The 24,874-nt window shown below is 65.2% G+C and carries 26 protein-coding genes; 15 read left to right on the top strand and 11 right to left on the bottom strand.

Annotation, left to right across the window (positions count from 1 at the left end; genetic code table 11):
• The first annotated feature begins 12 nt into the window (after positions 1 to 12).
• From P5703_RS20030 to P5703_RS20020, 3 genes are all read left to right on the top strand, one after another.
• Positions 13 to 1,083: an AI-2E family transporter gene (locus P5703_RS20030; protein ID WP_265660548.1), complete on the top strand. Its 1,071-nt coding sequence runs from the start codon at positions 13 to 15 to the stop codon at positions 1,081 to 1,083.
• A 122-nt stretch (positions 1,084 to 1,205) separates the two neighbouring features.
• On the top strand, positions 1,206 to 1,577 hold the full coding sequence (locus tag P5703_RS20025; protein WP_125885781.1) for a hypothetical protein: 372 nt from the start codon (positions 1,206 to 1,208) through the stop codon (positions 1,575 to 1,577).
• Between the two features lie 150 nt (positions 1,578 to 1,727).
• Positions 1,728 to 2,024, top strand: coding sequence for a hypothetical protein (locus P5703_RS20020; RefSeq protein ID WP_049340659.1), 297 nt, complete (start codon positions 1,728 to 1,730; stop codon positions 2,022 to 2,024).
• An 82-nt stretch (positions 2,025 to 2,106) separates the two neighbouring features.
• Here P5703_RS20020 and serA read toward each other — a convergent pair whose 3' ends face one another.
• A complete protein-coding gene (serA, locus tag P5703_RS20015; RefSeq protein ID WP_020306786.1) occupies positions 2,107 to 3,336 on the bottom strand; it encodes a phosphoglycerate dehydrogenase in 1,230 nt (409 codons plus the stop codon).
• A gap of 199 nt (positions 3,337 to 3,535) precedes the next feature.
• On the opposite strand from serA, the gene P5703_RS20010 reads away from it, so the two are divergent.
• The 4 genes from P5703_RS20010 to P5703_RS19995 all read left to right on the top strand — a co-directional run bounded on the left by P5703_RS20010 (position 3,536) and on the right by P5703_RS19995 (position 7,595).
• Entirely contained in the window at positions 3,536 to 4,930 is a 1,395-nt protein-coding gene (locus P5703_RS20010; RefSeq protein ID WP_011911635.1) for a D-2-hydroxyglutarate dehydrogenase, read from the top strand.
• 27 nt (positions 4,931 to 4,957) lie between these two features.
• Complete coding sequence (locus P5703_RS20005) at positions 4,958 to 5,623, top strand: fumarylacetoacetate hydrolase family protein (protein ID WP_014595619.1); 666 nt, start codon at positions 4,958 to 4,960, stop codon at positions 5,621 to 5,623.
• A gap of 95 nt (positions 5,624 to 5,718) precedes the next feature.
• Positions 5,719 to 6,621 carry an SdiA-regulated domain-containing protein gene (locus P5703_RS20000; RefSeq protein WP_169917551.1) on the top strand — a complete coding sequence of 301 codons (903 nt, stop codon included), beginning with the start codon at positions 5,719 to 5,721 and terminating at the stop codon, positions 6,619 to 6,621.
• 77 nt (positions 6,622 to 6,698) lie between these two features.
• Positions 6,699 to 7,595, top strand: coding sequence for an SdiA-regulated domain-containing protein (locus tag P5703_RS19995; protein ID WP_125881853.1), 897 nt, complete (start codon positions 6,699 to 6,701; stop codon positions 7,593 to 7,595).
• A 33-nt stretch (positions 7,596 to 7,628) separates the two neighbouring features.
• On the opposite strand, the gene P5703_RS19990 is transcribed toward P5703_RS19995, so the two are convergent.
• Entirely contained in the window at positions 7,629 to 7,976 is a 348-nt protein-coding gene (locus P5703_RS19990; protein WP_014595622.1) for a YegP family protein, read from the bottom strand.
• Between the two features lie 88 nt (positions 7,977 to 8,064).
• On the bottom strand, positions 8,065 to 8,736 hold the full coding sequence (gene rpiA / locus P5703_RS19985; protein ID WP_011911640.1) for a ribose-5-phosphate isomerase RpiA: 672 nt from the start codon (positions 8,734 to 8,736) through the stop codon (positions 8,065 to 8,067).
• A 166-nt stretch (positions 8,737 to 8,902) separates the two neighbouring features.
• Between rpiA and ilvA the strand changes: the two genes are divergently transcribed.
• Both ilvA and P5703_RS19975 read left to right on the top strand, forming a co-directional pair.
• Complete coding sequence (gene ilvA, locus P5703_RS19980; protein ID WP_169917553.1) at positions 8,903 to 10,417, top strand: threonine ammonia-lyase, biosynthetic; 1,515 nt, start codon at positions 8,903 to 8,905, stop codon at positions 10,415 to 10,417.
• Positions 10,418 to 10,437: 20 nt separating this feature from the next.
• Complete coding sequence (locus P5703_RS19975) at positions 10,438 to 10,866, top strand: DUF2269 family protein (RefSeq protein ID WP_013981545.1); 429 nt, start codon at positions 10,438 to 10,440, stop codon at positions 10,864 to 10,866.
• Here P5703_RS19975 and P5703_RS19970 read toward each other — a convergent pair whose 3' ends face one another.
• Together P5703_RS19970 and P5703_RS19965 are read right to left on the bottom strand one after the other, a co-directional pair.
• Positions 10,867 to 12,093: an MFS transporter gene (locus P5703_RS19970; protein ID WP_279641869.1), complete on the bottom strand. Its 1,227-nt coding sequence runs from the start codon at positions 12,091 to 12,093 to the stop codon at positions 10,867 to 10,869.
• Between the two features lie 114 nt (positions 12,094 to 12,207).
• Positions 12,208 to 12,864: a histidinol-phosphatase gene (locus P5703_RS19965; protein WP_061373835.1), complete on the bottom strand. Its 657-nt coding sequence runs from the start codon at positions 12,862 to 12,864 to the stop codon at positions 12,208 to 12,210.
• A gap of 193 nt (positions 12,865 to 13,057) precedes the next feature.
• Between P5703_RS19965 and P5703_RS19960 the strand changes: the two genes are divergently transcribed.
• Together P5703_RS19960 and ptsP are read left to right on the top strand one after the other, a co-directional pair.
• Positions 13,058 to 13,537 (top strand): RNA pyrophosphohydrolase, encoded by a 480-nt coding sequence (locus P5703_RS19960; protein WP_011911645.1) that lies wholly within the window; start codon positions 13,058 to 13,060, stop codon positions 13,535 to 13,537.
• A gap of 25 nt (positions 13,538 to 13,562) precedes the next feature.
• Entirely contained in the window at positions 13,563 to 15,836 is a 2,274-nt protein-coding gene (gene ptsP, locus P5703_RS19955) for a phosphoenolpyruvate--protein phosphotransferase (protein WP_279641870.1), read from the top strand.
• 21 nt (positions 15,837 to 15,857) lie between these two features.
• On the opposite strand, the gene P5703_RS19950 is transcribed toward ptsP, so the two are convergent.
• Positions 15,858 to 16,613: an NRDE family protein gene (locus P5703_RS19950; RefSeq protein ID WP_111481750.1), complete on the bottom strand. Its 756-nt coding sequence runs from the start codon at positions 16,611 to 16,613 to the stop codon at positions 15,858 to 15,860.
• Positions 16,614 to 16,758: 145 nt separating this feature from the next.
• On the opposite strand from P5703_RS19950, the gene P5703_RS19945 reads away from it, so the two are divergent.
• From P5703_RS19945 to P5703_RS19930, 4 genes are all read left to right on the top strand, one after another.
• Positions 16,759 to 17,541, top strand: coding sequence for a sulfite exporter TauE/SafE family protein (locus tag P5703_RS19945; protein ID WP_014595628.1), 783 nt, complete (start codon positions 16,759 to 16,761; stop codon positions 17,539 to 17,541).
• Positions 17,542 to 17,551: 10 nt separating this feature from the next.
• Complete coding sequence (gene lgt / locus P5703_RS19940; RefSeq protein WP_011911649.1) at positions 17,552 to 18,352, top strand: prolipoprotein diacylglyceryl transferase; 801 nt, start codon at positions 17,552 to 17,554, stop codon at positions 18,350 to 18,352.
• A gap of 105 nt (positions 18,353 to 18,457) precedes the next feature.
• The gene (locus P5703_RS19935) at positions 18,458 to 19,252 is read left to right on the top strand and encodes a thymidylate synthase (RefSeq protein WP_045157928.1); all 795 of its coding nucleotides are present in this window, start codon (positions 18,458 to 18,460) and stop codon (positions 19,250 to 19,252) included.
• 230 nt (positions 19,253 to 19,482) lie between these two features.
• The gene (locus P5703_RS19930; protein ID WP_020306783.1) at positions 19,483 to 20,256 is read left to right on the top strand and encodes a ParA family protein; all 774 of its coding nucleotides are present in this window, start codon (positions 19,483 to 19,485) and stop codon (positions 20,254 to 20,256) included.
• Between the two features lie 11 nt (positions 20,257 to 20,267).
• Here P5703_RS19930 and P5703_RS19925 read toward each other — a convergent pair whose 3' ends face one another.
• From P5703_RS19925 to P5703_RS19905, 5 genes are read right to left on the bottom strand one after another with little or no spacing between them, the layout of a single operon-like run.
• A complete protein-coding gene (locus tag P5703_RS19925; RefSeq protein WP_011911652.1) occupies positions 20,268 to 21,254 on the bottom strand; it encodes a branched-chain amino acid ABC transporter permease in 987 nt (328 codons plus the stop codon).
• Entirely contained in the window at positions 21,254 to 22,141 is an 888-nt protein-coding gene (locus P5703_RS19920; protein WP_104098091.1) for a branched-chain amino acid ABC transporter permease, read from the bottom strand. Before P5703_RS19920 ends, P5703_RS19925 begins: the two co-directional genes overlap by 1 nt.
• Complete coding sequence (locus tag P5703_RS19915) at positions 22,141 to 22,845, bottom strand: ABC transporter ATP-binding protein (protein ID WP_285589239.1); 705 nt, start codon at positions 22,843 to 22,845, stop codon at positions 22,141 to 22,143. Before P5703_RS19915 ends, P5703_RS19920 begins: the two co-directional genes overlap by 1 nt.
• Entirely contained in the window at positions 22,838 to 23,638 is an 801-nt protein-coding gene (locus tag P5703_RS19910; protein WP_279641872.1) for an ABC transporter ATP-binding protein, read from the bottom strand. The genes P5703_RS19915 and P5703_RS19910 overlap by 8 nt, the downstream gene beginning before the upstream one ends.
• Positions 23,635 to 24,840, bottom strand: a complete 1,206-nt coding sequence (locus P5703_RS19905) for an ABC transporter substrate-binding protein (protein ID WP_017244070.1) — start codon at positions 24,838 to 24,840, stop codon at positions 23,635 to 23,637. Before P5703_RS19905 ends, P5703_RS19910 begins: the two co-directional genes overlap by 4 nt.
• Positions 24,841 to 24,874 lie beyond the last annotated feature (34 nt).

Here is a 24,874-nt window from a genome sequence, read left to right as displayed (position 1 = left end):
TGGGGGAGAGGCATGACCAAGCCAACATCGCCGGACGACAACAAGCAGGTCGCCAACCGCGCCATGGTGCAGGCGGCCGTCCTGGCCGCTGTGGTGCTGCTGTGCATCGTCGCCTGGCTGGCCTTCGACTTTCTCTTGCTGCTGTTCGCGTCCATCCTGTTCGGCGTGTTGATCCACGGCGTGAGCTGCTGGCTGAGCAGGCACAGCCCGTTGCCCTACAAGGCTTCGATGGCCGCATTCTTCGTGGTCCTGCTGCTGGGCCTGGGCGGCGGGGGCTGGCTGGTGGCGCCGAGCATCGCCGAGCAGGCCGACGCGCTGTCCGATTCGCTGCCGGAGGCGGTCGAGCGGCTGCGTGAGCGTGCCGAGCAACTGCCCTGGGCCAACGAGCTGCTGCAGCAGAGCGATCGGCTGGCGGATTCGTTGCCGGAGGGCTCCAGCGCCTTCAGCGTGGTGACCAAGGTGATGGGCTCGGTGGCGGGCGCGCTGAGCAGTTTCGTCATCGCCTTCGCCATTGGCATCTGCCTGGCGATCGACCCGCGGGTCTACCGCAGCGGGTTGCTCAAGCTGGTGCCGCAGGGCTATCGCCCGCGTGCCGCCGAGGTGCTCGACGAGAGTGGCGCGACGCTGCGTGCCTGGTTGCTGGCCAAGCTGCTGGAGATGCTGCTGATCGGCGTGCTGACCACCCTCGGCCTCTGGCTGCTGGGCATCGAGCTGGCCCTGGTGCTCGGGCTGATCGCCGGATTGCTGTCGTTCATCCCCAACATCGGCCCCGTACTGGCGGTGATTCCCGCGCTGTTGCTGGCCTCGCTGGAGAGTGGGCGCACGGTGCTCTATGTCGCCGGGCTCTACCTGTTCGTCCAGGCGCTGGAGAGCTACGTCTTCACGCCGTTCATGCAGCAACGCATCGTTTCGATCCCTCCGGCGCTGACCATCGGCGTTCAGCTGCTGTTCGGCTTGCTCGCCGGCACCCTCGGTCTGCTGCTGGCCACACCGCTGGCGGCGCTCGGCATGGTGCTGGTGCGCATGCTGTACGTGGAGGATCTGCTCGGTGATCGCGAGCAGGTGACCGACGGTTCGTCGTAGCGGCCGCTCTGCGCCGCCGCCTGGCGGGCATGTCATGTTTTGTAAAGGCTGGCGAGGAAACCCCTGGCCAGCCCTGCTGCCGGAACCTGTGTACCCCCTGAAAAAATGGCAGGAGACGCATCATGAACATGCACAAGATCGCGGCATTCACCCTGGCGGGTCTGCTTTCCGGCGCGGCGTTCGCGGCGGACAACACCGGCACCGGCACGCACAATTCCATGGATCACGGGACCCATGAGCAGGGCACCATGGGTGGCACTGGCACTGGCACTGGCACTGGCACTGGCACCGGCGGCATGGACAGCGGAACCGGTACGGGCACAGGCACAGGCACAGGCACAGGCACGACCGATATGCCGGGTTCGGCAGATCGTCCGGCCACCACGACCGGCAGTGACCAGGGCACCGGTGCCGATACCGGTGCGGATAGCGCCACCGGTGCGCCGGGTACCACTGGTACCGGCGGCGAGGGCGGTGCACGCGGCGCCTACTGATCCCGGCAATACGACGACCTGGCAAGGCGCTCCCTTGCCGGGTCGTTTTGTGTCTGGCCTGCGACCGCCCGACCGACAGTCGCGGCGCCGCTGAAACCTTGGCGGTGTGGGCATGCCGAAAGCGTTATAGAGACGCTCGGAGGTGCGACGATGAGCATTCTGCGTGACGGCATGCTGCTGCTTTCGCTGGCGTTCGCTGCCGGCGCCATGGCCGATGGCACCGGCCCCACCCAGCCGGACAAGGCGCGCCAGCACCCGCTGGACAACAGCGCGCCGCGTGACGATTCGGTGGAGCAGCCGAGGCAGGGACCCCAGCGCGATCAAACTCCCGTGCTGCAGCCGCGTCAGGCGCCGATCGAAACCGATGTTCCACCCCGGCTCGATCCGGCGGACGAGCAGCCCGGCACCGATGTGGATGCCGCGGCCCCGCGTGCGCTGCGCAGCTAGTCCGTCGCGGTGCGCCGGGCGGAAGTCGCAGCAACGAAAAAGGGAGGCCGAAGCCTCCCTTTCAGTGCACCACGTCAGCGAATCAGAACAGCACGCGGCTGCGGATGGTGCCGTTGACGTGCTGCAGCTTCTCCAGCGCCAGGTCGGAGTATTCCTTGTCCACGTCGATGACGACGTAACCGACCTTCTCGTTGGTCTGCAGGAACTGGCCGCAGATGTTGATGCCGTTGTCGGCGAAGACCTTGTTGATCTCGCTCATCACGCCCGGAATGTTCTGGTGGATGTGCAGCAGGCGATGCTTGCCCGGGTGCGACGGCAGGGCGACTTCCGGGAAGTTGACCGAAGACACCGAGGTGCCGTTGTCGCTGTACTTGACCAGCTTCTCGGCGACTTCCAGGCCGATGTTGGCCTGCGCTTCGGCGGTGGAACCACCGATGTGCGGGGTCAGGATCACGCGATCCAAGCCACGCAGCGGGCTTTCGAATTCCTCGTCGTTGGACTTCGGCTCGACCGGGAACACGTCGATGGCGGCGCCGATCAGGTGCTCGTCCTTGATCGCGGCGGCCAGGTGATCCAGCTCGACCACGGTGCCGCGGGCGGCGTTGATCAGGATGGCGCCTTTCTTCATGGCGCGGATTTCCTTCTCGCCGATCATCCACTGGGTGGACGGCAGCTCCGGAACGTGCAGCGAGACGATGTCGCACATGCCCAGCAGCTCGTACAGCGAGCCGATCTGGGTGGCATTGCCCAGCGGCAGCTTGGTCACCACGTCATAGAAGAAGACCTGCATGCCCAGCGCTTCGGCCAGTACCGACAGCTGCGTGCCGATGGAGCCGTAGCCGATGATGCCGAGCTTCTTGCCGCGGATCTCGAAGGAGTTGGCTGCCGACTTGATCCAGCCGCCGCGATGGCAGGAAGCGTTCTTCTCGGGGATGCCGCGCAGGAGCAGGATGGCTTCGGCCAGCACCAGTTCGGCCACGGAACGGGTGTTGGAATAGGGCGCGTTGAACACCGCGATGCCGCGCTCGCGGGCGGCGTTGAGGTCGACCTGGTTGGTGCCGATGCAGAAGCAGCCGACGGCGATCAGCTTCTTGGCGCAGTCGAAGACTTCCTCGGTGAGCTGGGTACGCGAGCGGATGCCGATGAAATGGGCGTCGGCGATCTTTTCCTTCAGCTCATCGCCGGACAGCGCGGTCTTGAGGTACTCGATGTTGGTGTAGCCGGCCGCCTTCAGGGTATCGACAGCGTTCTGGTGCACGCCTTCGAGAAGAAGGAACTTGATCTTGCTCTTGTCGAGAGAGGTCTGGCTCATCTGCATTAAAACCTTAAGGCCGAAGGATAGGACTGAAGTGTCCAGCGAAGGCTGGCCGACCCGGCAATGCCGGTGCCGGGAGTCTGCCGAGGCACGTTTCAAAGGGGTGCGTATGCTAGCATACGAGCCCCTCGAAACACCCCCACCCCTGTGCTGAAGCGTGCTCAGGGTGACCATGAATCGTATGAGAGTTCCCGTGATGACCGACCCCGCCCTGATCGATGAGCTGAAAACCCTGGTCGAGCCCGGCAAAGTGCTGACCGACGCCGATTCGCTAAACGCCTACGGCAAGGACTGGACCAAGCATTTCGCTCCCGCGCCGTCGGCCATCGTCTTCCCCAAGAGCATCGAGCAGGTGCAGGCCATCGTGCGCTGGGCCAACGCCCACAAGGTCGCGCTGGTGCCGTCGGGCGGTCGCACCGGACTCTCGGCCGCCGCCGTGGCAGCCAATGGCGAGGTGGTGGTGTCTTTCGACTACATGAACCAGATTCTCGAATTCAACGAGATGGATCGCACCGCCGTCTGCCAGCCCGGCGTGGTCACCGCGCAGCTGCAGCAGTTCGCCGAGGACAAGGGCCTGTACTACCCGGTGGACTTCGCCTCCGCCGGCTCCAGCCAGATCGGCGGCAACATCGGCACCAATGCCGGTGGCATCAAGGTGATCCGCTACGGCATGACCCGCAACTGGGTCGCCGGCATGAAGGTGGTAACCGGCAAGGGCGACCTGCTGGAGCTGAACAAGGACCTGATCAAGAACGCCACCGGCTACGACCTGCGCCAGCTGTTCATCGGCGCCGAGGGCACGCTGGGCTTCGTTGTCGAGGCCACCATGCGCCTGGAGCGTCAGCCGACCAACCTCACCGCGCTGGTGCTGGGCACCCCCGATTTCGATTCGATCATGCCGGTGCTGCACGCCTTCCAGGACAAGCTGGACCTGACCGCCTTCGAATTCTTCTCCGACAAGGCGCTGGCCAAGGTGCTCGGCCGCGGTGACGTGCCGGCGCCGTTCGAGACCGACTGCCCGTTCTACGCGCTGCTGGAATTCGAGGCCACCACCGAGGAGCGTGCCGAGCAGGCGCTGGCGACCTTCGAACATTGCGTCGAGCAGGGCTGGGTGCTCGACGGCGTGATGAGCCAGAGCGAGCAGCAGCTGCAGAACCTGTGGAAGCTGCGCGAGTACATCTCCGAGACCATCAGTCACTGGACACCGTACAAGAACGACATCTCGGTCACCGTCGGCAAGGTGCCGGCCTTCCTCAAGGAAATCGATGCGATCGTCGGCGAACACTACCCGGATTTCGAGATCGTCTGGTTCGGCCATATCGGCGACGGCAACCTGCATCTGAACATCCTCAAGCCCGACGCCATGGACAAGGACGAGTTCTTCGGCAAGTGCGCGACGGTGAACAAATGGGTGTTCGAGACCGTGCAGAAGTACAACGGCTCGATCTCCGCCGAACACGGCGTCGGCATGACCAAACGTGACTACCTCGAGTACAGCCGCTCGCCGGCGGAAATCGAATACATGAAAGCGGTCAAGGCGGTGTTCGATCCGAACGGCATCATGAACCCCGGCAAGATCTTCGCGGCCTGAGTCGCCCACCGACCCAAGGAGTCATCGATGAGCTACCAGCACCACTACACCGACGGCACGCCGATCCACTACCCGCTGGGCAAGGTGGTCTGCATCGGCCGCAACTACGCAGAGCACGCCAAGGAACTGAACAACCCGGTGCCCACCGAGCCGCTGCTGTTCATCAAGGCCGGCAGCTGCACCGTGCCGCTGGAAGGCGGCTTCAGCATCCCGAGCGATCGTGGTGCGGTGCACTACGAGGCTGAAATCGCCGTGCTGATCGGCAAGCCGCTGTCGCGCAAGCCCAACGAGGAAGAGGTGCGCGATGCCATCTCCGGCTTCGCCCCGGCGCTGGATCTGACCCTGCGCGACGTGCAGGCCAGGCTCAAGGAGAAGGGCCACCCGTGGGAAATCGCCAAGAGCTTCGACGGCGCCTGCGTGCTGGCACCGTTCGTGCCGGGCGACGCGGTGGAGGATCTGGGCGACATCGGCATCCGCCTGACCATCAACGGCGAAGTCCGCCAGGACGGCAACAGCAGTCAGATGCTCAACGCCATCCTGCCGCTGCTGCAGCACATCGCCGGGCATTTCAGCCTGCAGCCGGGCGACGTGGTACTGACCGGCACGCCGGCCGGTGTCGGCCCGCTCAACCAGGGCGATGAGCTGGTGCTGGAGCTGGTCGGCCTGTCCCGCTTCGAGAGCCGCGTGCTCTGATCCATCGACGCGGCGGGATTCACCCGCCGCGTTTGCCGCTTCTTTGCGAAACGTTCTCGTGTTGTAATCCGGCACCCTCCGCTGGAACGCTTTTCATGCCCGTTCGTTATTCCCGTTGGCGCCTGCTCGTCGCTGTCGTCCTGTTGCTGCTGTTCGTTGCGCTGCTCGTCGCCGGTCGGCTGCTGCATTGGGATGACCAGCTGCGGCTGTACTGGAGCGAGCGCTCGGTCACTGCCGAACAGCGTGCCGCCGGCATCTGGCTGCCGGACTATGAGCTGGCGCTGGAGACCACGCTGGCCGGGCTCGAGGACGACGAAACCTCCGGGCTGACCTGGAACCCGCTGACCGGCACGCTGTTCACTGTTACCGGCAAACATCCGCAGCTGATCGAGTTCACCCCGGCCGGTGTCGTATTGCGGCGCATCGCACTGACCGGCTTCTCCGATCCGGAAGCGGTGGAGGCGCTGGATGATGGCCGCCTGGCGATCGTCGACGAGCGCCGCCGGCTGGTCGCGGTATTCCGCCTGAAGCCGGGCGTGGAAAGCCTGGAGCTGGACGACCTCGCCAGCTATGACCTCGGGTTCGCCGAGGCCGGCAACAAGGGCTTCGAGGGGCTGGCGTGGAATCCGCATACGCAACGCCTGCTGCTGGCCAAGGAACGCGACCCGCAGGGGCTGTTCGAGCTGCCATTCCCGGGTGAGGACGGTGCCGTCGGCGCGCTGAAGGCATTGCCCAGCCAGCCGCTGCTGGTGCGCGACCTGTCATCGGTGACGATCGATCCGCGCAGCGGTCATACGCTGCTGCTCTCGGACGAGTCCCGGCTGCTGGTGGAGCTGGACCTGCAAGGCAAGCCACGCAGCTTCATCGCCTTGTTCGGTGGTCTGAATGGCCTGGTGCAGGGCATCGAGCAGGCTGAGGGCGTCGCCATGGACGGCGAAGGCAACATCTATGTGGTAGGCGAGCCGAACCGCTTCTACGTGTTCAGCCGCAAGCGCTGAGACGTTGCGCCCGTTAAGCCTGGTGTAAGCCGGGCCCGACACAATCGCGATTTCAGAATTAGAAGAAAGTGGGTGTCATGCGTGCGTTGAAAATCCTTCTGGCTGCGCTGCTCGGCGTTGCCCTGTTACTGGCCGTGGCGGCCGGCGTTCACTACCGTCTGTTCGAGCGCGGCTGGTTCCACTTCACCCAGTGGCAGCAGGGCGGGCAGAGCGGCAGCGCCTCGTTGTGGCTGCCGGACTACCGGGTCGCGATCCAGGGCAAGGTCGTCGCCGGTATCGACGATGACCTGTCGGCGCTGACCTTCGATCCGGATCGCAACAGCCTGATCGCCGTCACCAACGGTGATCCGCACTGGCTGGAGCTCAGCCTGGAAGGCGATCTGCTGCGCGCCATTCCGCTGGTCGGCTTCGGCGATCCGGAGGCCATCGAGTATATCTCCGAAGGCGTCTACGTGATCAGCGATGAACGCCTGCAGCGGTTGCTGCGCGTCGAGGTCAATGAGCAGACGAGCGTCATCGATGCCGAGCAGGCGCAACAGCTGTCGCTGGGGATCGACCTCAACGGCAACAAGGGCTTCGAGGGGCTCGCCTACGATACGGTGGGCCAGCGCCTGTACGTCGCCAAGGAGCGCAACCCGGTGCGCATCTACGAGATATCCGGCTTTCCATTTGCCGAGCCGACGCCCTCGGTGCATATCAGTGAGCACCAGGCGCGACTGTTCGTGCGCGACCTTTCCAGCCTGCAGTTCGACGAGCAGACCGGCCACTTGCTGGCGCTTTCCGACGAGTCCCGCCTGGTGGTCGAGCTGGACGCCGATGGCCAGCCGCTCAGCAGCCTGTCGCTGAGCGCGGGCCGGCACGGGTTGGAGCGGGACGTGCCGCAGGCGGAGGGGATGGCGATGGGACCGGACGGCACGCTCTATCTGGTCAGCGAGCCGAACCTGTTCTACGTGTTTCGCAAACCGGCCAGGTGATCGGACGACCAGCCGATCACCTGGCACCAGCGATCAGGCGACCGGCGAGGCGCTTTCGTCCTGCAGGGCGGCGTTCGGGGCGTGGCGACGGACCGAGTCGCAGCCCTGCTCGGCGCTGTGCAGGCTGGCGTACATCTGGCTCTGACCGATGACCTGGCCATTCGTGGCCTTGAGCACGAAGTAATGCTTGCCGTTGCTCGACTCCCTGACCTCGAACGCCTCTTCGCGCACGGCATTCTTACGTACCGAATCGATGCCGTTGAGCGCCGAAGCGTGGGCCTTGTACTGTTCGCTGGACAACACGACCTGGCCGTTGCTGGCCAGCAGATTGAAATGAAACTGGCCATTGCTGGCGCGTTTCAGCTGGAATTTGCCGGACATGGCGACACCTCCTGTGAATTGCTGCGACGGACTCGGCGCAGCAATTCAAGCGTAGTCGCCCGTGGCGAGAGGCGCCGCTGTGTCACGGTCAGCGCGTGAGGGTCTGCACGCCGTCCTGGGTGCCGAGCAGCAGCAGGTCGGCCGGGCGCATGGCGAACAGGCCGTTGCTGACCACGCCGACGATGTCGTTGATCTTGCCTTCCAGCTCCGGGGCGAAGCCGATCATCAGGTTGTGCACGTCAAGGATGACGTTGCCGTTGTCGGTCACCACGCCGTCGCGGTAGACCGGGTCGCCGCCGAGCTTGACCAGCTCGCGCGCCACATGGCTGCGCGCCATCGGGATGACCTCCACCGGCAGCGGAAAGGCGCCCAGCTGCTCGACCAGCTTGCTGCCATCGGCGATGCAGATGAAGGTCTTGGCCACCGCCGCGACGATCTTCTCGCGGGTGAGTGCCGCGCCGCCGCCCTTGATCAGCTCCAAGTGCTTGTTCGCCTCGTCGGCGCCATCCACGTAGAACTCCAGTTCGCTCACTGAGTTCAGGTCGTAGACCGGAATGCCGTGCTGCTTGAGACGTTCGGCGGTAGCTTCGGAGCTGGCCACGGCACCGTCGAAGAAGCCCTTGTGCTTGGCCAGCAGGTCGATGAAAAAGTTGGCGGTGGAGCCGGTGCCGACGCCAACGATGCTGCGATCGTTGAGCTTGGGAAGAATATGGTCGACAGCGGCCTGGGCGACGGCCTGCTTGAGCTGGTCCTGGGTCATGGGGGAATCCGGGCGGGAAAGACGAAGCGCGGATTATAGCCCCGCGCCGGCGACCGGTCTCGTGTGCTGCGGCAATGCCGAGGCCTTCGCGGATTGCCGGTGGTCGCCGGGGCGCTCGCGAGGGTAGACTCGGCGTTCACCGCAAGGCCCGCCCAAGATAGCCAGAATGCTCGAACACTACGTCAAGAAGATCCTCACTTCGCGCGTCTATGACGTCGCCGTCGAAACGCCGCTGCAACCCGCCCGCCAGCTTTCCGAACGGATCGGCAACCAGATTCTGCTCAAGCGCGAGGATCTGCAGCCAGTGTTCTCCTTCAAGGTGCGAGGCGCCTACAACAAGCTGGCGCAGCTTTCGCCCGAGGAACTGGCGCGCGGTGTGGTCACCGCGTCGGCCGGCAACCATGCCCAGGGCGTCGCGCTGGCGGCCAAGCAACTGGGGATCAAGGCCACCATCGTCATGCCGCGCACCACGCCAGAGCTGAAGGTGCAGGGCGTGCGAGCCCGTGGCGGCAAGGTGGTACTGCATGGCGATGCCTTCCCCGAGGCGCTGGCCTATTCGCTGAAGCTGGTGGAAGAGAAAGGCTACGTCTATATCCACCCGTACGACGATCCCGACGTGATCGCCGGACAGGGCACCGTGGCGATGGAAATCCTCCGCCAGCATCAGGGGCCGATCGACGCGATCTTCGTACCGGTAGGTGGTGGCGGTCTGGTGGCTGGCATTGCGGCTTACGTGAAATACCTCTATCCGCAGACCAAGGTGATCGGCGTCGAGCCGGACGACTCCAATTGCCTGCAAGCGGCGATGGCCGCCGGCGAGCGCGTGGTGCTCGAACAGGTCGGCCTGTTCGCTGACGGCGTAGCAGTGGCGCAGATCGGTCAGCACACTTTCGAGCTCTGCAAAGATCATGTCGACGAGGTGATCACCGTCAGCACCGACGAGATATGCGCGGCGATCAAGGATATCTACGACGACACCCGTTCGATCACCGAGCCCGCCGGCGCGCTGGCCGTGGCAGGGATCAAGAAGTATGTCGAGCGCGACGGTGTAAGCGGGCAGGTGCTGGTAGGCATCGACTCGGGCGCGAACGTCAATTTCGATCGCCTGCGCCATGTCGCCGAGCGCGCCGAGCTGGGCGAGAAGCGCGAGGCGATCATCGCGGTCACCATTCCCGAGCAGCCAGGCAGCTTCAAGGCCTTCTGCGAAGCCATCGGCAAGCGCCAGATCACCGAGTTCAACTATCGCTATCACACCGACCGCGAAGCGCACATCTTCGTCGGCGTGCAGACCCATCCGGAAAACGATCCACGCGCGGCACTGGTGCAGGGGCTGCGTGACAAGGGCTTCCCTGTGCTCGATCTGACCGAAAACGAACTGGCCAAGCTGCACACGCGGCACATGGTCGGCGGCCATGCGGTCGGGGTCAGCGACGAGATGGTGCTGCGCTTCGAATTCCCGGAACGGCCCGGCGCGCTGTTCAACTTCCTCAACAAGCTGGGTGGGCGCTGGAACATCTCGATGTTCCACTACCGCAACCACGGTGCGGCCGATGGCCGGGTGGTCGCCGGCCTGCAGGTGCCGGCCGAGGAGCGCCATCTGGTACCCGCGGCGCTGGACAAGATCGGCTACCGCTACTGGGATGAAAGCGATAACCCCGCCTACAAGCTGTTTCTCGGCTGAGCGCAGATAAAGGAAAGCCAATGGAACACTACCTGACCCTCCGCATCGTGCATGGCGCCACCGCAGTGCTCTTGCTGCTGGGCGTGATCGTGCACTTGCTGATGCTGTGGAAGGCGGCCCGCGGCGGCGACCAGGCCGTGCTGCAGCGCAAGTTGCAACGCACCCGCCGGCTGTCCCTGCCGCTGTTGGCGGTGATCGGCCTGTCATTGCCGCTGACCGGATGGTGGATGACACATCTGGCCGGATGGCCGCTGGGGCAGCTATGGCTGCTGGCCAGCTCCGTGCTGTTCGTCGTGCTGGTAGCGCTGGTGCCGCTGCTGGCCGGCCGCCTCGCCGCCTGGCAGGCACCGGGCAACGCCACCGCCGCACGCAATGCCGGCATCTACGGCGTGCTGGTACTGCTGGTGCTGATCGCAATCACGGCGCTGATGGGCGCCAAGCCGGTCTGATCAATCGCCCGCACGGCCCCTGCGGCGCAGCCAGGCCAGGGCCAGCAGCAGGTAGATCGCCGAGCCGCCCCAGTACAGCCAGGCGAAGCCGTCGGCCAGCCCGATCAGCAGGTAGGCGAGCAGCGGCCCGAGGGCGGCGCCCAGGTCCTGGGCGATCGAATAGCGCGTCATGAAGGCGACGACGTTGCCGGCGCTGGCGACGTCGCTGGCCAGCGCATCGGTAAGGGTGGTCAGCGCCGTCGCCAGCAGCATCACCAGCAGGGTCACGGCGAGCCAGGGCAGCAGCGGCAGGCCGCTGGCCATCAGGCCGAAACTCAGCGCCGCCACCAGCAGCGTTCCGCCATAGAGCCGCGAGCGGCCGCGCGGGCCGTCGGACCAGGCACCGAAGCGCCGACCCAGCCAAGGCTCCCATGACCAGCGCAGCGCCTGCAGGATGCCAGACAGCGCGGTCGCGCTGAGCAGCAGGCCGAACAGGTCGAGCCGGTTGCCGTAGAAGCGTTCGATCAGTGCGCTCAGGGTCGCCGCCAGCACGCCCTGGATCAGCATGGCGGTGCAGAAGCCGCTGACGATTACCCGGTATTTGCCGTTCAGCCGTGCGGACCGTCGCGGGGTGTCGGCGGCGGGCGCCGCCGGCAATTGGCGCTCGTCGAGCGCCGCCGGGGGCTGGAAGTGGCGCAGCAGCAATGGCAGGCCCAGCAGGGCCATGGCGGCGAAGCTCAGGGCCAGTGCCGGCAGGCCGTAGACCGGCACCAGCAGGCCGCCGAGCAGCATGCCGACGAGGCTGCCGAGTCGATAGAGACCGTTGTACAGGCCCATCGCCTGGCCGCGCGACTGGCCGGCGGCACAGTAGACCACCGCCGATAGGCCGCCGATGCGGAAGAACGACCAGCCGATGCCCCACAGCGCGCGCAACAGCAGCCAGGCGATGAACCCCTTGGCGATGCCGTAGCCCAGGGTGGTCAGGGTGCCGAGCGTGGTGGCCAGCAGCAGGCCGGCGCGCAGACTGATGCGCTGGTACAGCCACCCGATCAGCGGGTTGAACGGCAGGCGGATCAGGCGGTTGACCGAGAGCAGTACGCCCACCTGCCAGAGCGCCTCGAGGCCGACTTCGTGCCAGTAGATCGGCAGGGCGATGTACAGCATGGAATCGCCGGTCAGGCACAGTGCGGTGGCCAGGGCGACCACCACGATCGGTCGGGAACTGGGTTGTTCGAGGGACGCGGGCATGCTGCTCCTCTTGTGAGCGTGCGAGCGGTGTCCCGGGCAGGCTGACCGCGGTGTCGGGTTCCTTTGGGGTGTCGCATTAGCGCCGCGCCGCAGCACGGCGCGTAATTCGTCGGATCACGGGCGCAGCGAGATGACCTGCCAGCCGCGCTCCTCGGCGATCGCCCGCAGCACCGGGTCGGGATCGACCGCCACCGGATGGGTGACCCGCTCGAGCAGCGGCAGGTCGTTGCGCGAGTCGCTGTAGAAATAGCTGCCTTCCAGGCTCTGCTCGGTTTCCGCCAGCCAGCGCTCGATACGCTGGACCTTGCCTTCCTGGAAGCAGGGGATGTCGGTCAGGCGACCGGTGTAACGGCCGTCGCGCATCTCGCATTCGGTGGCCAGCAGGGTGTCGACGCCCAGGCGTGCGGCGATCGGTCCGGTGATGAAGCGATTGGTGGCGGTGACGATCGCCACCTTGTCACCGGCTTCCAGGTGCTGGCGCAACAGCGCTTCGCCCTTGCTCAGCACGATGGGCTCGATGTGCTCGCGCATGAACTCCTCGTGCCAGGCCTGCAGCTGCGTCATTTCGCTGCGCCCCAAGATTTCCTGGCAGAAGTTCTGGTAGGCGTGCACGTCGAGGTTGCCGGCCAGGTAGTCCTGATAGAAGGCATCGTTGCGGGCCCGGTAGTGGCTCGCATCGACGATGCCGCGCTGGCAGAGGTATTCGCCCCAGGCATGGTCGCTGTCACCGGCCAGCAGGGTGTTGTCGAGATCGAATAGAGCCAGGCGCACGGAAGATTTCCTCGGGGATGGTCAGGGCAGCGCCAAGCATAGCGGTTAGATCGTCCGCGGTGCAGTCTCGGCCCATCTGCCAGGCGGTGCAGCGCGGGTCAGGAGCGCGGGCCGAACGGCGGCTTGCTGCGCTTTCGGCTTGTTGCGGTTTTGTGGAACAATGCCGCGACATGCGTCTGCGAGGTGGTATGCCGTGATCGATTCCGATGGTTTTCGCCCCAATGTCGGCATCATCCTGACCAATGATGTCGGTCAGGTGCTGTGGGCTCGGCGGATCAATCAGGATGCCTGGCAATTCCCCCAGGGCGGTATCAACGCCCGTGAAACGCCGGAAGAGGCGTTGTTTCGCGAACTCAACGAAGAAGTGGGCCTGGAAGAGCAGGATGTGAAGATCCTCGCCTGCACCCGTGGCTGGTTGCGTTATCGTCTGCCGCAACGCCTGGTGCGAACCCACAGCCAGCCGCTGTGCATCGGCCAGAAACAGAAGTGGTTCCTGCTGCGCCTGACCGGCGCCGAGGACCGTGTACGCATGGATCTGACCGGCAAGCCCGAGTTCGATGGCTGGCGCTGGGTCAGTTACTGGTATCCGCTGGGGCAGGTGGTCACCTTCAAGCGCGAGGTCTATCGTCGCGCACTCAAAGAACTTGCGCCGCGTCTGCCGGTGCGGGACTGAAAAATCGGGGAGAAAGCCTCTGAGCATGCTCGGCACGCTGCGCAAGATTGTCCAGGAAGTGAATGCCGCCAAGGACCTCAAGGCGGCGTTGGGCATCATCGTGCTGAGAGTCAGGGAGGCCATGGGCAGCCAGGTCTGCTCGGTCTATCTGCTCGATCCGGAAACCGAACGCTTCGTCCTGATGGCCACCGAAGGTCTCAACAAGCGCGCCATCGGCAAGGTCAGCATGGCGCCCAACGAGGGTCTGGTGGGCCTGGTGGGCACCCGTGAGGAGCCGCTCAACCTCGAACACGCCTCCGAACATCCGCGCTACCGCTACTTCGCCGAGACCGGCGAGGAGCGCTACGCCTCCTTTCTCGGTGCACCGATCATCCACCACCGTCGGGTGATGGGCGTACTGGTCATCCAGCAGAAGGAACGCCGCCAGTTCGATGAAGGCGAGGAAGCCTTCCTGGTGACCATGAGCGCGCAGCTCGCCGGGGTTATCGCCCATGCCGAGGCGACCGGTTCGATCCGCGGCCTCGGCCGCCAGGGCAAAGGCATTCAGGAAACCCGCTTCATCGGCATTCCCGGCGCCCCGGGCGCCGCGGTGGGAACCGCGCTGGTGGTGCTGCCGCCGGCCGATCTGGACGTAGTGCCGGACAAGCACATCGATAATATCGAGGCCGAGCTGACGTTATTCGAGGCGGCGCTGGAGGCGGTGCGCGCTGACATGCGCAACCTGTCGGAAAAGCTCGCCACGCAGATGCGCAAGGAAGAGCGCGCGCTGTTCGATGTGTACCTGATGATGCTCGATGACTCGGCGCTCGGTGGCGAGGTGACCAAGGTCATCCGCACCGGCCAGTGGGCCCAGGGCGCGCTGCGCCAGGTGGTCACCGAGCACGTCCGGCGCTTCGAAATGATGGACGATGCCTACCTGCGCGAGCGCGCCTCGGACGTCAAGGACATCGGCCGGCGCCTGCTCTCCTATCTGCAGGAGGCACGCCAGCAGGCGCTGGTGTATCCGGACAAGACCATCCTGGTCAGCGAGGAACTGTCGCCGGCCATGCTCGGCGAGGTGCCCGAAGGCAAGCTGGTGGGGATGGTCTCGGTGCTGGGCTCGAGCAACTCCCACGTCGCCATCCTGGCCCGTGCCATGGGCATTCCGACGGTGATGGGCGCGGTCGACCTGCCCTACTCGAAGGTCGACGGCATCGAGCTGATCGTCGACGGCTACCGCGGCGAGATCATCACCAACCCCGGCAAGGTGCTGCGCGAGCAGTACGAGGTGCTCGCCGAGCAGGAGCGGCAGCTCTCCGAAGGCCTCGACGTACTGCGCGAGCTGCCCTGCGAAACCACCGATGGTCACCGCATTCCGCTGTGGGTCAATACCGGATTGCTGGCCGATGTGGTGCGCGCCCAGGAGCGTGGCGCCGAAGGCGTGGGGCTGTATCGCACCGAAGTGCCCTTCATGATCAAGGAGCGCTTCCCCAGCGAGAAGGAGCAGATGGCCATCTACCGCGAGCAGCTGGAAGCCTTCCATCCGCTGCCGGTGACCATGCGCAGCCTCGACATCGGCGGTGACAAGTGCCTGCCGTACTTCCCGATCAAGGAAGAGAACCCGTTCCTCGGCTGGCGCGGCATTCGCGTCACCCTCGATCATCCCGAGATCTTCCTTCTGCAGACCCGCGCCATGCTCAAGGCCAGCGCCGGGCTGAATAACCTGCGCATCCTGTTGCCGATGATTTCCGGCATTCGCGAGCTGGAAGAGGCGCTGCACCTGATCCATCGCGCCTGGTGCGAGGTGCGCGACGAGGGGCTGGACGTGATCATGCCGCCGGTCGGCGTGATGATCGAGGTGCCGGCGGCGGTCTACCTGACCCGCGAGCTGGCGCGCATGGTGGACTTCATCTCGGTCGGCTCCAACGACCTGACCCAGTACCTGCTGGCGGTGGACCGCAACAATCCACGGGTCGCCGATCTCTACGACTATCTGCATCCGGCAGTGCTCGAGGCGCTGCAGCGGGTGGTCAAGGAGGCCCATGGCGAGGGCAAGCCGGTGAGCATCTGCGGCGAGATGGCTGGCGATCCGGCGGCGGCCATGCTGCTGCTGGCGATGGGCTTCGACAGCCTGTCGATGAACGCCACCAACCTGCCCAAGGTGAAATGGCTGCTGCGTCAGATCAGCATGGACACCGCCCAGCAGCTGCTCACCCGCGTCATGCTGCTGGACAGCCCGCAGGTCATCCACAGCACGGTGCAGCTGACGTTGCGCAACCTCGGCCTTAACAAGCTGATCAACCCCTCCGCCGCGGTCTGAGCCCGCCGCGGTCGCGCGCCATCATCTCGCGGGTGGGTGGCGGTAGCGCACCTCGCCCGAGGGACCGGCCGGGCCGAAGCTGCGTTCGATGATGTCCAGCGAACCGTCTGCATGGCGGATCAGCGCCGTACTGGCGCGAGTGCCGTACTCAGGGCTGGCGATGAAGATGCTCGACAGCCGCCGCTCCCACTCCAGTGGCACCCCAGTCTGTGGGAGCTCATGCTCGGCGGCCGGCTCGGCATCGGCGAGCAATGCCAGCAGGCGTTCCGGCTCCGGTTGCTGAAGGATGGCGGTGAGTGCTGCGCGGGCTCTTCTCAGCTTGGGCCAGGGCGTATCCAACCCGGCGTTGGACAGGCCGTAGACGCCAGGCTGCAGTTCCTTGGGCTCGCCGTCATGGGAGTTCAGATGCCACAGCGTCTGCCGATCGCCTACCAGCAGGTTGTAGCCGGCGTAGTCGCCGCGACGCTCGGCCAGTTCGGCCAGGTAGTCGGCCGGCGGCAATTCACCCCGCAGATAGCGCTCCGGCAGCTCGCCCCGTGAGCGCGCGCCGATCGGCTGGTCGGGTGCGCGGATGTTGGTCAGCGCGGCGAAGCGGCCGCGGGCGGTGACGCCCATCCAGGTGCCGCCGGCTTGCAGATCGCGTCCGCCGATGATCCAGGGTGCGTCTTCCCAGCAGCCGAGCGGCAGACTGGGACGCGCGTGGAACTCGTCGCGATTGGCCGCCACCACCAATGGCTGGGAGTGGTCGGGGCGCCAGGCGAAAACGATCAGGCACATGGGACACCTTCGCAGTTGCAGACCTGCAAGGGTACAGGCGCGGCGGCGGAAAGGGCCATGGCCAGCCGGCGGCAGCGCGTCGGCGAGCAAGCGCCAGTCGGGCATTTTCGCTACCATGCCGGTTTGTTTCGCCGGGACGGGGCGCATGGAGTTTCTGCTTTATCTGCTGCTGGGCGGCTTCGCCGGAGTGCTGGCCGGTCTGTTCGGCGTGGGTGGCGGGCTGATCATCGTGCCGGTGCTGGTGTTCAGCTTCAGCGCGCAGGGCTTTTCCCAGGACATTCTCACCCACCTGGCGGTTGGAACCTCGCTGGCGACCATCGTTTTCACGTCGGTCAACTCGATTATCACCCACCATCGCCTGGGTGCGGTGCGCTGGCCGATGGTGCTCTGGATGACCTTCGGCATCCTGCTCGGCGCGGCGCTGGGCAGCCTGACCGCGGCGGCGATCCAGGGGCCGATGCTGCAGAAGATCATCGGCGTGTTCGCCCTGGCGATGGCGGTACAGATGGGCTTCGACCTGCGTCCAAAGGCCACCGGTCGTGTACCGGGACGACCCGAACTGTCGCTGGTGGGCGTGGTGATCGGCTGGGCTTCGGCGATCTTCGGCATTGGCGGCGGCTCGTTATCGGTCCCGTACCTGACCTGGCGCAGCGTGCCGATGCAGCAGGCGGTGGCGACCTCGGCGGCCTGCGGGCTGCCGATCGCCGTCGCCGGGGCGTTGAGTTTCATGGCGGTAGGCTGGCACGAGGCGCACCTGCCACAGTGGAGCCTGGGTTTCGTCTACCTGCCGGCCCTGCTGGGCATCGCCGCCACCAGCATGTTCTTCGCACGGCTCGGCGCGCGGCTGGCGCATCGCCTGTCGGCCAAGGTTTTGAAACGGCTGTTCGCTCTGCTGCTGCTGAGCGTCGGCATCAACTTTCTGGTTTGAGGAGTAACGGATGCTGCCCTATCCGCAGATCGATCCGGTGGCCATCGCCATCGGCCCCTTGCAGATTCACTGGTACGGCCTGATGTACCTGATCGGCATCGGCGGCGCCTGGTGGCTGGCCTCGCTGCGGGTGCAGCGCTTCGCGCCGGAATGGCCGAAGGACAAACTTTCCGACCTGGTGTTCTGGGTCGCCATGGGAGTGATCGTCGGCGGCCGCCTGGGTTACGTGCTGTTCTACGACCTGGCCGCCTACATCAATCAGCCGAGTCTGATTCTGCAGGTGTGGAAGGGCGGCATGTCGTTCCACGGTGGCCTTATCGGCGTGCTGCTGTGCAGCTGGATCTTCGCCCGGCGCAACGGCAAAAGCTTCTTCGAGCTGATGGACTTCATCGCACCCTTCGTGCCGATCGGCCTGGGTGCCGGGCGCATCGGCAACTTCATCAATGCCGAGCTGTGGGGCAAGGCCACCGATGTGCCCTGGGCGATGGTCTTCCCGACCGATCCGCAGCAGCTGGCGCGACATCCGTCGCAGCTCTACCAGTTCGCCCTGGAAGGCGTCGCGCTGTTCGTCATCCTCTGGCTGTATTCGCGCAAGCCGCGGCCGACCATGGCGGTGTCCGGACTGTTCGCGGTGTGCTACGGCATTTTCCGTTTCATCGTCGAGTTCGTCCGCGTGCCTGATGCGCAGCTGGGCTACCTTGCGTTCGGCTGGCTGACCATGGGCCAGGTGCTGTGCATTCCCATGGTGCTGCTGGGCGCCGGGATGATTGCCTGGGGTTACCGGCGCGAAGCCGGCCGGGCACCGGCCTGAATCTGATCCCGGCTTGTCGCCGCACACGCGACAAGCCGGGCGTCGCCTTTTACTATTCGCGCAGCCTTTTTTCACCGCGCTTTGGCGCCTGCTTCGAGTCAATCGATGAAACAGTATCTCGACCTGATGCGCCACGTGCGCGAACACGGCACCTTCAAGAGCGACCGCACCGGCACCGGCACCTATAGCGTGTTCGGCTACCAGATGCGCTTCGACCTGGCCGAAGGCTTCCCGCTGGTGACCACCAAGAAGTGTCACCTCAAATCCATCATCCACGAGCTGCTGTGGTTCCTTCAGGGCGATACCAACATCAAGTACCTGAAGGAAAACGGCGTGCGCATCTGGGACGAGTGGGCCGACGAGAACGGCGAGCTGGGCCCGGTCTACGGCTACCAGTGGCGCTCCTGGCCGGCGCCGAACGGCGAATCCATCGACCAGATTGCCAACCTGCTGGCGATGATCAAGAAGAATCCTGATTCGCGCCGGCTGATCGTCTCGGCCTGGAATCCGGCGCTGGTCGAGCAGATGGCGCTGCCGCCGTGCCACGCCCTGTTCCAGTTCTACGTCGCCGACGGCAAGCTCAGCTGCCAGCTGTACCAGCGCTCGGCCGACATCTTCCTCGGCGTGCCCTTCAACATCGCCAGCTATGCCCTGCTGACGCTGATGGTGGCGCAGGTCTGCGACCTCGAGCCGGGCGAGTTCATCTGGAGTGGCGGCGATTGCCACCTTTACGCCAACCACCTGGAACAGGCCGATCTGCAGCTGACCCGCGAGCCGCTGCCGCTGCCGACCATGAAGCTAAATCCCGCGGTGAAGGACCTGTTCGCCTTCCGCTTCGAGGACTTCGAGCTGGTCGGCTACGAGGCGCATCCGCACATCAAGGCGCCCGTTGCCGTCTGACTTTGGTCGGGTTTGCCGCCGCGGATAACGCGGCTGTCATATTTGCCGTATAGACTCGACCGCTCAGGGCCTTTTCACGATCTCGCGAGCTAGAGTCCTGCAAGGCAAAAACCGGTGAGGAAGCGGAATTTACTTATGTAAATGAGCATTCCGAGCCGGTTCTTTAACGCAGCAGGGCCGACGCGCAGCAGATCGTGAGCAGGCCCTCGGGGTTTCTTGGGAGCCAAGTCATGCGCAGGGTCGTGTTCAATCAGAAGGGTGGTGTCGGCAAGTCGAGCATCGCCTGCAATCTGGCCGCGGTCAGCGCATCGCAGGGCTACCGCACACTGCTGGTGGACCTGGACGCCCAGGCCAACTCCACGCACTACCTGACCGGCCTGACCGGCGATGACATTCCTACCGGCATTGCCGACTTCTTCAAGCAGATTCTCGCTGGCGGCAACGCTGGCAAGAAGGCGCGCCCGCCGATCCTCGAAACCGCGTTCGACAACCTGCACCTGATCAGCGCCACGGCCGAACTGGCCGACCTGCAACCCAAGCTGGAGGCCAAGCACAAGATCAACAAGCTGCGAAAGCTGCTCGAAGGCCTCGCCGAGGATTACGACCGGATCTACCTGGACACCCCGCCGGCGTTGAACTTCTACACGGTTTCGGCGCTGATAGCGGCCGACCGCTGCCTGATCCCATTCGACTGCGACAGCTTTTCCCGTCAGGCCCTGTACGGCCTGCTGAACGAGATCGAGGAGATGAGGGACGACCACAACGAGGCGCTCGAAGTCGAGGGCATCGTGGTCAACCAGTTCCAGCCACGGGCCGCGCTGCCGCAGCAGATGATCGACGAGTTGCTGGGTGAAGGCCTGCCGGTGCTGCCGATCAACCTGATGAGTTCGGTGAAGATGCGCGAGTCGCACCAGGCCTGTACGCCGCTGGTGTACCTGGATCCGCGGCACAAGCTCAGCCAGCAGTTCGTCGAGCTGCACGACCTGCTCGAGTCTGCCGGCTGAGGCTGAGGAAGTCAGTCCTCGGCGCGCCGCTCCAGCTTCTTGCCCAGCCGCGAGGCATAGAGTTCGCCGATCATCCCACGGCGGAACACCAGCACGCAGACCATGAAGATGATCCCGGTGACCAACGTCACCGGCAGTTCCGAGGTGGCGAAGTAGTTGCCCAGCGTGGTCACCAGTGCGGCGCCGAAGACCGGCCCGACCAGTGTGCCGATGCCGCCGAGCAGCGTCATCAGCACCACTTCGCCGGACATCTGCCAGCTGACGTCGGTCAGCGTGGCGAACTGGAACACCAGCGCCTTCAAGCCGCCGGCGAGCCCTGCCAGCGCGGCGGACATCACGAAGGCGCCCAGCTTGTAGCGCGACACCGTGTAGCCGAGGGAGATCGCGCGGTTTTCGTTCTCGCGGATCGAGCGCAGGATCATGCCGTACGGCGAATGGATCACCCGCCAGATCAGCAGCATGCCGGCGAGGAACACCGAGAGCACGAAGAAGTACATGTACAGCGGCTCTTCCAGGTCGATCAGGCCGAACAGGTGGCCGCGCGGGATATTCTGGATGCCGTCCTCGCCGTGGGTGAACGAAGCCTGCAGGCAGAAGAAAAAGAACATCTGCGACAGTGCCAGGGTGATCATCGTCGAGTAGATGCCCTGCCGGCGTATCGCCAGGAAACCGATGATCAGCCCGAGAAACGCCGCGCCGGCAACGCCGACGAGAATCCCCAGTTCCGGCGTCAGTCCCCATTCCTTCACCGCATGGGCGGTGAAATAGGCGGAGCCGCCGAAAAAGGCCGCATGGCCGAACGAGAGGATGCCGGTGTAGCCGAGCAGCAGGTTGAAGGCGCAGGCGAAGAGGGCGAAGCACAGCACCTTCATCAGGAAGATCGGGTAGAAGTAGAACGGCGCCAGGGTCAGGGCGACCACGCCGATCAGGATCAGCACGGTTTCCAGGCGCAGCAGCGGGCGTTTGGTGGTCGGGGTGACGCTCAGCTGGCTGTTCATCAGGCATCCCTCCCCATCAGGCCGGCCGGGCGTACCAGCAGCACGATCGCCATGATCACGAAGATCACGATATTGGACGCTTCCGGATAGAACACCTTGGTCAGCCCCTCGAGAATGCCCAACATGTAGCCGGTAATGATGGCGCCAAGAATCGAGCCCATGCCGCCGACCACCACCACGGCGAACACCACGATGATCAGGTTCGAGCCCATCAGCGGGCTGACCTGGTAGATCGGCGCGGCGAGCATGCCGGCCAGCCCGGCCAATGCCGCGCCCATGCCGTAGGTGAAGGTCAGCAGCAGCGGCACGTTGATGCCGAAGGTGCGCACCAGGGTCGGGTTCTCGGTGGCGGCACGCAGGTAGGCGCCGAGCTTGGTCTTCTCGATCAGCAGCCAGCTGGCGATGCAGATCACCAGCGACGCCAGCACCACCCAGGCGCGGTACTTGGGCAGGAACATGAAGCCCAGGTTGTAGCCGCCGGCCAGCTCCTTGGGCACCGCATAGGGTTGCCCGGAGGAGCCGTAGAAGTAGCGGAAGGCGCCCTCCAGGGCGAGCGCCAGGCCGAAGGTGAAGAGCAGGCTGTAGAGGTGGTCGAGGTTGTACAGCCGCGAAAGCGCCAGGCGCTCGATCACCGCGCTGCACAGGCCGACGACGATCGGCGCAAGGATCAGCGCCGGCCAGTAGCCGATGCCCAGGGTGGCCAGCAGCAGGTAGCCGGCGAAGGCGCCGATCATGTACTGCGCACCGTGGGCGAAGTTGATGATCTTCAGCATGCCGAAGATGATCGCCAGGCCCAGGCTGAGCATGGCGTAGAACGAGCCATTGATCAGGCCGATCAGGAGCTGGCCGAGAAACGCCTGGATCGGCACATCGAAAATCGTCGTCATCAGACCCACAGGGCTTCGTTGAGCATGCTCATGCGGCCAGGCAGATCGGCAACGTCGAAGGTGTCGATGACCTGGCCATGGTCCACCACGTAGAAGCGGTCGGCCACCTTGCTGGCGAAGCGGAAGTTCTGCTCCACCAGCAGGATGGTCATGCCGCGCTGCTTGAGCGTCTGCAGCACCTCGCCGATACGCTGGATGATCACCGGCGCCAGGCCTTCGGTGGGCTCGTCGAGGAGTAGCAGCCGGGCGCCGGTGCGCAGGATGCGCGCCATGGCCAGCATCTGCTGCTCGCCACCGGAAAGCTTGGTGCCCGGGCTCTTGCGGCGTTCCTCGAGGTTGGGAAACAGCTGGTAGATCTCCGCCAGGCTCATGCCGCCCTTGGCGATCACCGGCGGCAGGGTGAGGTTCTCCTCGACGGTAAGCGTGGAGAAGATGCCGCGCTCTTCCGGCACGTAGCCGATGCCGTGGCGGGCAGTGCGGTGCAGTGGCACGCGCAGCATGTCCTTGCCGTCGAAGCGGATCGTCCCGCTGCGCTTGCGGATGATGCCGACGATGGCGCGCAGCGCGGTGGTCTTGCCCACCCCGTTGCGGCCGAGCAGGGTCACCGTCTCGCCCGCATGGACGTCCAGGTCGATGCCGTGCAGGGCATGGCTTTCGCCATACCAGGCATTCAGCTCGCGCACGCTGAGCAGCGGTTCAGTCATCGTCGGTCCCCATGTAGGCCACGCGCACGCGCTCGTCCTGGCTGACTGTGCGGTAGTCGCCGGAGGTGAGGATTTCGCCGCGCTGCAGCACGGTCACCTGATGGCAGAGGTCGGCCACCACCTTGAGGTTGTGCTCGACCATCAGCACCGCACGCTGGGTAGCCACTTCGCGGATGATCTCGGCCACCACGTGCACGTCTTCATGGCCCATGCCGGCCATGGGTTCGTCGAGCAGCAGCACCTTGGGCTCCAAGGCCAGGGTGGTGGCGATTTCCAGCACGCGCTTGCGCCCGTAGGACAGATCGGCGGCCGGTTCGTGGCGCTTGTCGGCCAGGCCGACCGACTCGATCAGCTGCATGGCACGTTCGTTCAGCCGGTTCAGCGAACGCATCGGCAGCCAGAACTGGGTGGCCAGCCCGCCCGGGCGCTGCAGGGCGACGCGCACGTTGTCCAGCACCGAGAGGTGCGGGAACACCGCGGAGATCTGGAACGAGCGAACCAGCCCCATGCGCGCCACCTTGGCCGGGTCGGTGCGGGTGATGTCATGGTCGAGCAGGCGGATGCTCCCGGCGGTGGGCTGCAGGAACTTGGTCAGCAGGTTGAACACCGTGGTCTTGCCCGCCCCGTTGGGGCCGATCAGGGCGTGTACCCGGGCATGGTGCACGTCCAGATCGACGTTGTTGACCGCGACGAAGCCGCCGAACTCCTTGCGCAGGCCGCGCGCCGAGAGCATCACGGGCGTATCCCGTCCGGCGTCGCCAGTCGCGCTGGGCTGAACGGCGGCCATGCTCATTGCCCGACCAGCTCGCAGCCGCTGTCGGCCGGCTTGATGTAGGCCTCATCGCCCGGCACGGTGGCCAGCACCTTGTAGTAGTCCCAAGGCCGCGAGCTTTCCTCGGGTTTCTTCACTTCCATCAGGTAGACGTCGCTGATCAGCCGGCCGTTGGCGCCGACCTTGGCGTTGCGCGCGAAGACGTCGTCCACCGGCAGCTCGTGCATCGCCTTGGCCACCGGCTCGGTGGCGTCGGTGCCGGCCTTCTCGATCGCCTTGAGGTACTGCATGACGCCGGAATAGGTGCCGGCATGGACCATGTTCGGCATGCGCCCGGTGCGCTTGAAGAAACGCTCGCCGAACTCGCGGGACTTGTCGTCGCGGTCCCAGTAGAAGCTCTCGGTCAGGGTCAGGCCCTGGGCGGCGTCCAGGCCCAGGCCGTGCACTTCGGCGAGGGTGAAGAGCAGCGCGGCGAGGCGCTGACCGCCGGCGACGATGCCGAACTCGGCCGCCTGCTTGATGCTGTTGGCGGTGTCCAGACCCGCGTTGGCGAGGCCGATGACCTTGGCGCCGGAGGATTGCGCCTGCAGGAGGAACGACGAGTAATCGGTGCTCGCCAGCGGATGGCGCACCGCGCCCTTGACCTCGCCCCCCTTGGATTTGACGAACCTGGAGGTCTGTTCCTCCAGCGAATAACCGAAAGCGTAGTCGGCGGTCAGGAAGTACCAGCTGTCTCCGCCCTGGGACACCAGCGCACCGCCGGTGCCGACCGCCAGCGCGTGGGTGTCGTAGGCCCAGTGGAAGCCATAGGGCGAGCACTGCTTGCCGGTCAGTTCGGTGGTGGCGGCGCCGGTGACCAGATTGATCTTCTTCTTGCTCTTGGAAATGCCCTGTACCGCCAGCGCCACCGAGGAGGTGGTCAGCTCCATGATCGAGTCGACCTGCTCGCGGTCGTACCACTGCCGCGCGATATTGGAGGCGATGTCCGGCTTGTTCTGGTGATCGGCGGTGACGATCTCGATGGGCGCGTCGAGCACCTTGCCGCCGAAGTCTTCGGCCGCCATCTTCGCCGCTTCGAACGACCACTTGCCGCCGAAGTCCGCGTACACGCCGGACTGGTCGTTGAGGATGCCGATCTTCACCTTGCCGTCGGAAATCTCGGCCGAGGCGGGAACGGCGACCGCGGCCGTCAGGGTTGCCGCTGCGATTGCTGAAAGCTTCATGCGTATCTCCTTGCACGGGTTGCTCGACATACGG

This window comes from Stutzerimonas sp. FeSN7 (assembly GCF_030263795.1).
GTDB classification, from domain to species: domain Bacteria; phylum Pseudomonadota; class Gammaproteobacteria; order Pseudomonadales; family Pseudomonadaceae; genus Stutzerimonas; species Stutzerimonas stutzeri.
The sequence above is the reverse complement of the archived record's forward strand: the minus strand, read 5'-3'. Positions and strand labels throughout refer to the sequence as shown.

Coding starts and splice junctions, on each gene's coding strand:
- P5703_RS20010 (WP_011911635.1), top strand. CDS start 3,536: ATGACCGACCCCGCCCTGATCGATGAGCTGAAAACCCTGGTCGAGCCC.
- P5703_RS20030 (WP_265660548.1), top strand. CDS start 13: ATGACCAAGCCAACATCGCCGGACGACAACAAGCAGGTCGCCAACCGC.
- P5703_RS19920 (WP_104098091.1), bottom strand. CDS start 22,141: ATGACGACGATTTTCGATGTGCCGATCCAGGCGTTTCTCGGCCAGCTC.
- P5703_RS19990 (WP_014595622.1), bottom strand. CDS start 7,976: ATGTCCGGCAAATTCCAGCTGAAACGCGCCAGCAATGGCCAGTTTCAT.
- P5703_RS19910 (WP_279641872.1), bottom strand. CDS start 23,638: ATGAGCATGGCCGCCGTTCAGCCCAGCGCGACTGGCGACGCCGGACGG.
- P5703_RS20025 (WP_125885781.1), top strand. CDS start 1,206: ATGAACATGCACAAGATCGCGGCATTCACCCTGGCGGGTCTGCTTTCC.
- lgt (WP_011911649.1), top strand. CDS start 17,552: ATGCTGCCCTATCCGCAGATCGATCCGGTGGCCATCGCCATCGGCCCC.
- serA (WP_020306786.1), bottom strand. CDS start 3,336: ATGAGCCAGACCTCTCTCGACAAGAGCAAGATCAAGTTCCTTCTTCTC.
- P5703_RS19995 (WP_125881853.1), top strand. CDS start 6,699: ATGCGTGCGTTGAAAATCCTTCTGGCTGCGCTGCTCGGCGTTGCCCTG.
- P5703_RS19970 (WP_279641869.1), bottom strand. CDS start 12,093: ATGCCCGCGTCCCTCGAACAACCCAGTTCCCGACCGATCGTGGTGGTC.
- P5703_RS19905 (WP_017244070.1), bottom strand. CDS start 24,840: ATGAAGCTTTCAGCAATCGCAGCGGCAACCCTGACGGCCGCGGTCGCC.
- P5703_RS19915 (WP_285589239.1), bottom strand. CDS start 22,845: ATGACTGAACCGCTGCTCAGCGTGCGCGAGCTGAATGCCTGGTATGGC.
- ilvA (WP_169917553.1), top strand. CDS start 8,903: ATGCTCGAACACTACGTCAAGAAGATCCTCACTTCGCGCGTCTATGAC.
- P5703_RS20005 (WP_014595619.1), top strand. CDS start 4,958: ATGAGCTACCAGCACCACTACACCGACGGCACGCCGATCCACTACCCG.
- P5703_RS19925 (WP_011911652.1), bottom strand. CDS start 21,254: ATGAACAGCCAGCTGAGCGTCACCCCGACCACCAAACGCCCGCTGCTG.
- P5703_RS19930 (WP_020306783.1), top strand. CDS start 19,483: ATGCGCAGGGTCGTGTTCAATCAGAAGGGTGGTGTCGGCAAGTCGAGC.
- P5703_RS19950 (WP_111481750.1), bottom strand. CDS start 16,613: ATGTGCCTGATCGTTTTCGCCTGGCGCCCCGACCACTCCCAGCCATTG.
- P5703_RS20020 (WP_049340659.1), top strand. CDS start 1,728: ATGAGCATTCTGCGTGACGGCATGCTGCTGCTTTCGCTGGCGTTCGCT.
- P5703_RS19975 (WP_013981545.1), top strand. CDS start 10,438: ATGGAACACTACCTGACCCTCCGCATCGTGCATGGCGCCACCGCAGTG.
- P5703_RS19945 (WP_014595628.1), top strand. CDS start 16,759: ATGGAGTTTCTGCTTTATCTGCTGCTGGGCGGCTTCGCCGGAGTGCTG.
- P5703_RS20000 (WP_169917551.1), top strand. CDS start 5,719: ATGCCCGTTCGTTATTCCCGTTGGCGCCTGCTCGTCGCTGTCGTCCTG.
- rpiA (WP_011911640.1), bottom strand. CDS start 8,736: ATGACCCAGGACCAGCTCAAGCAGGCCGTCGCCCAGGCCGCTGTCGAC.
- ptsP (WP_279641870.1), top strand. CDS start 13,563: ATGCTCGGCACGCTGCGCAAGATTGTCCAGGAAGTGAATGCCGCCAAG.
- P5703_RS19935 (WP_045157928.1), top strand. CDS start 18,458: ATGAAACAGTATCTCGACCTGATGCGCCACGTGCGCGAACACGGCACC.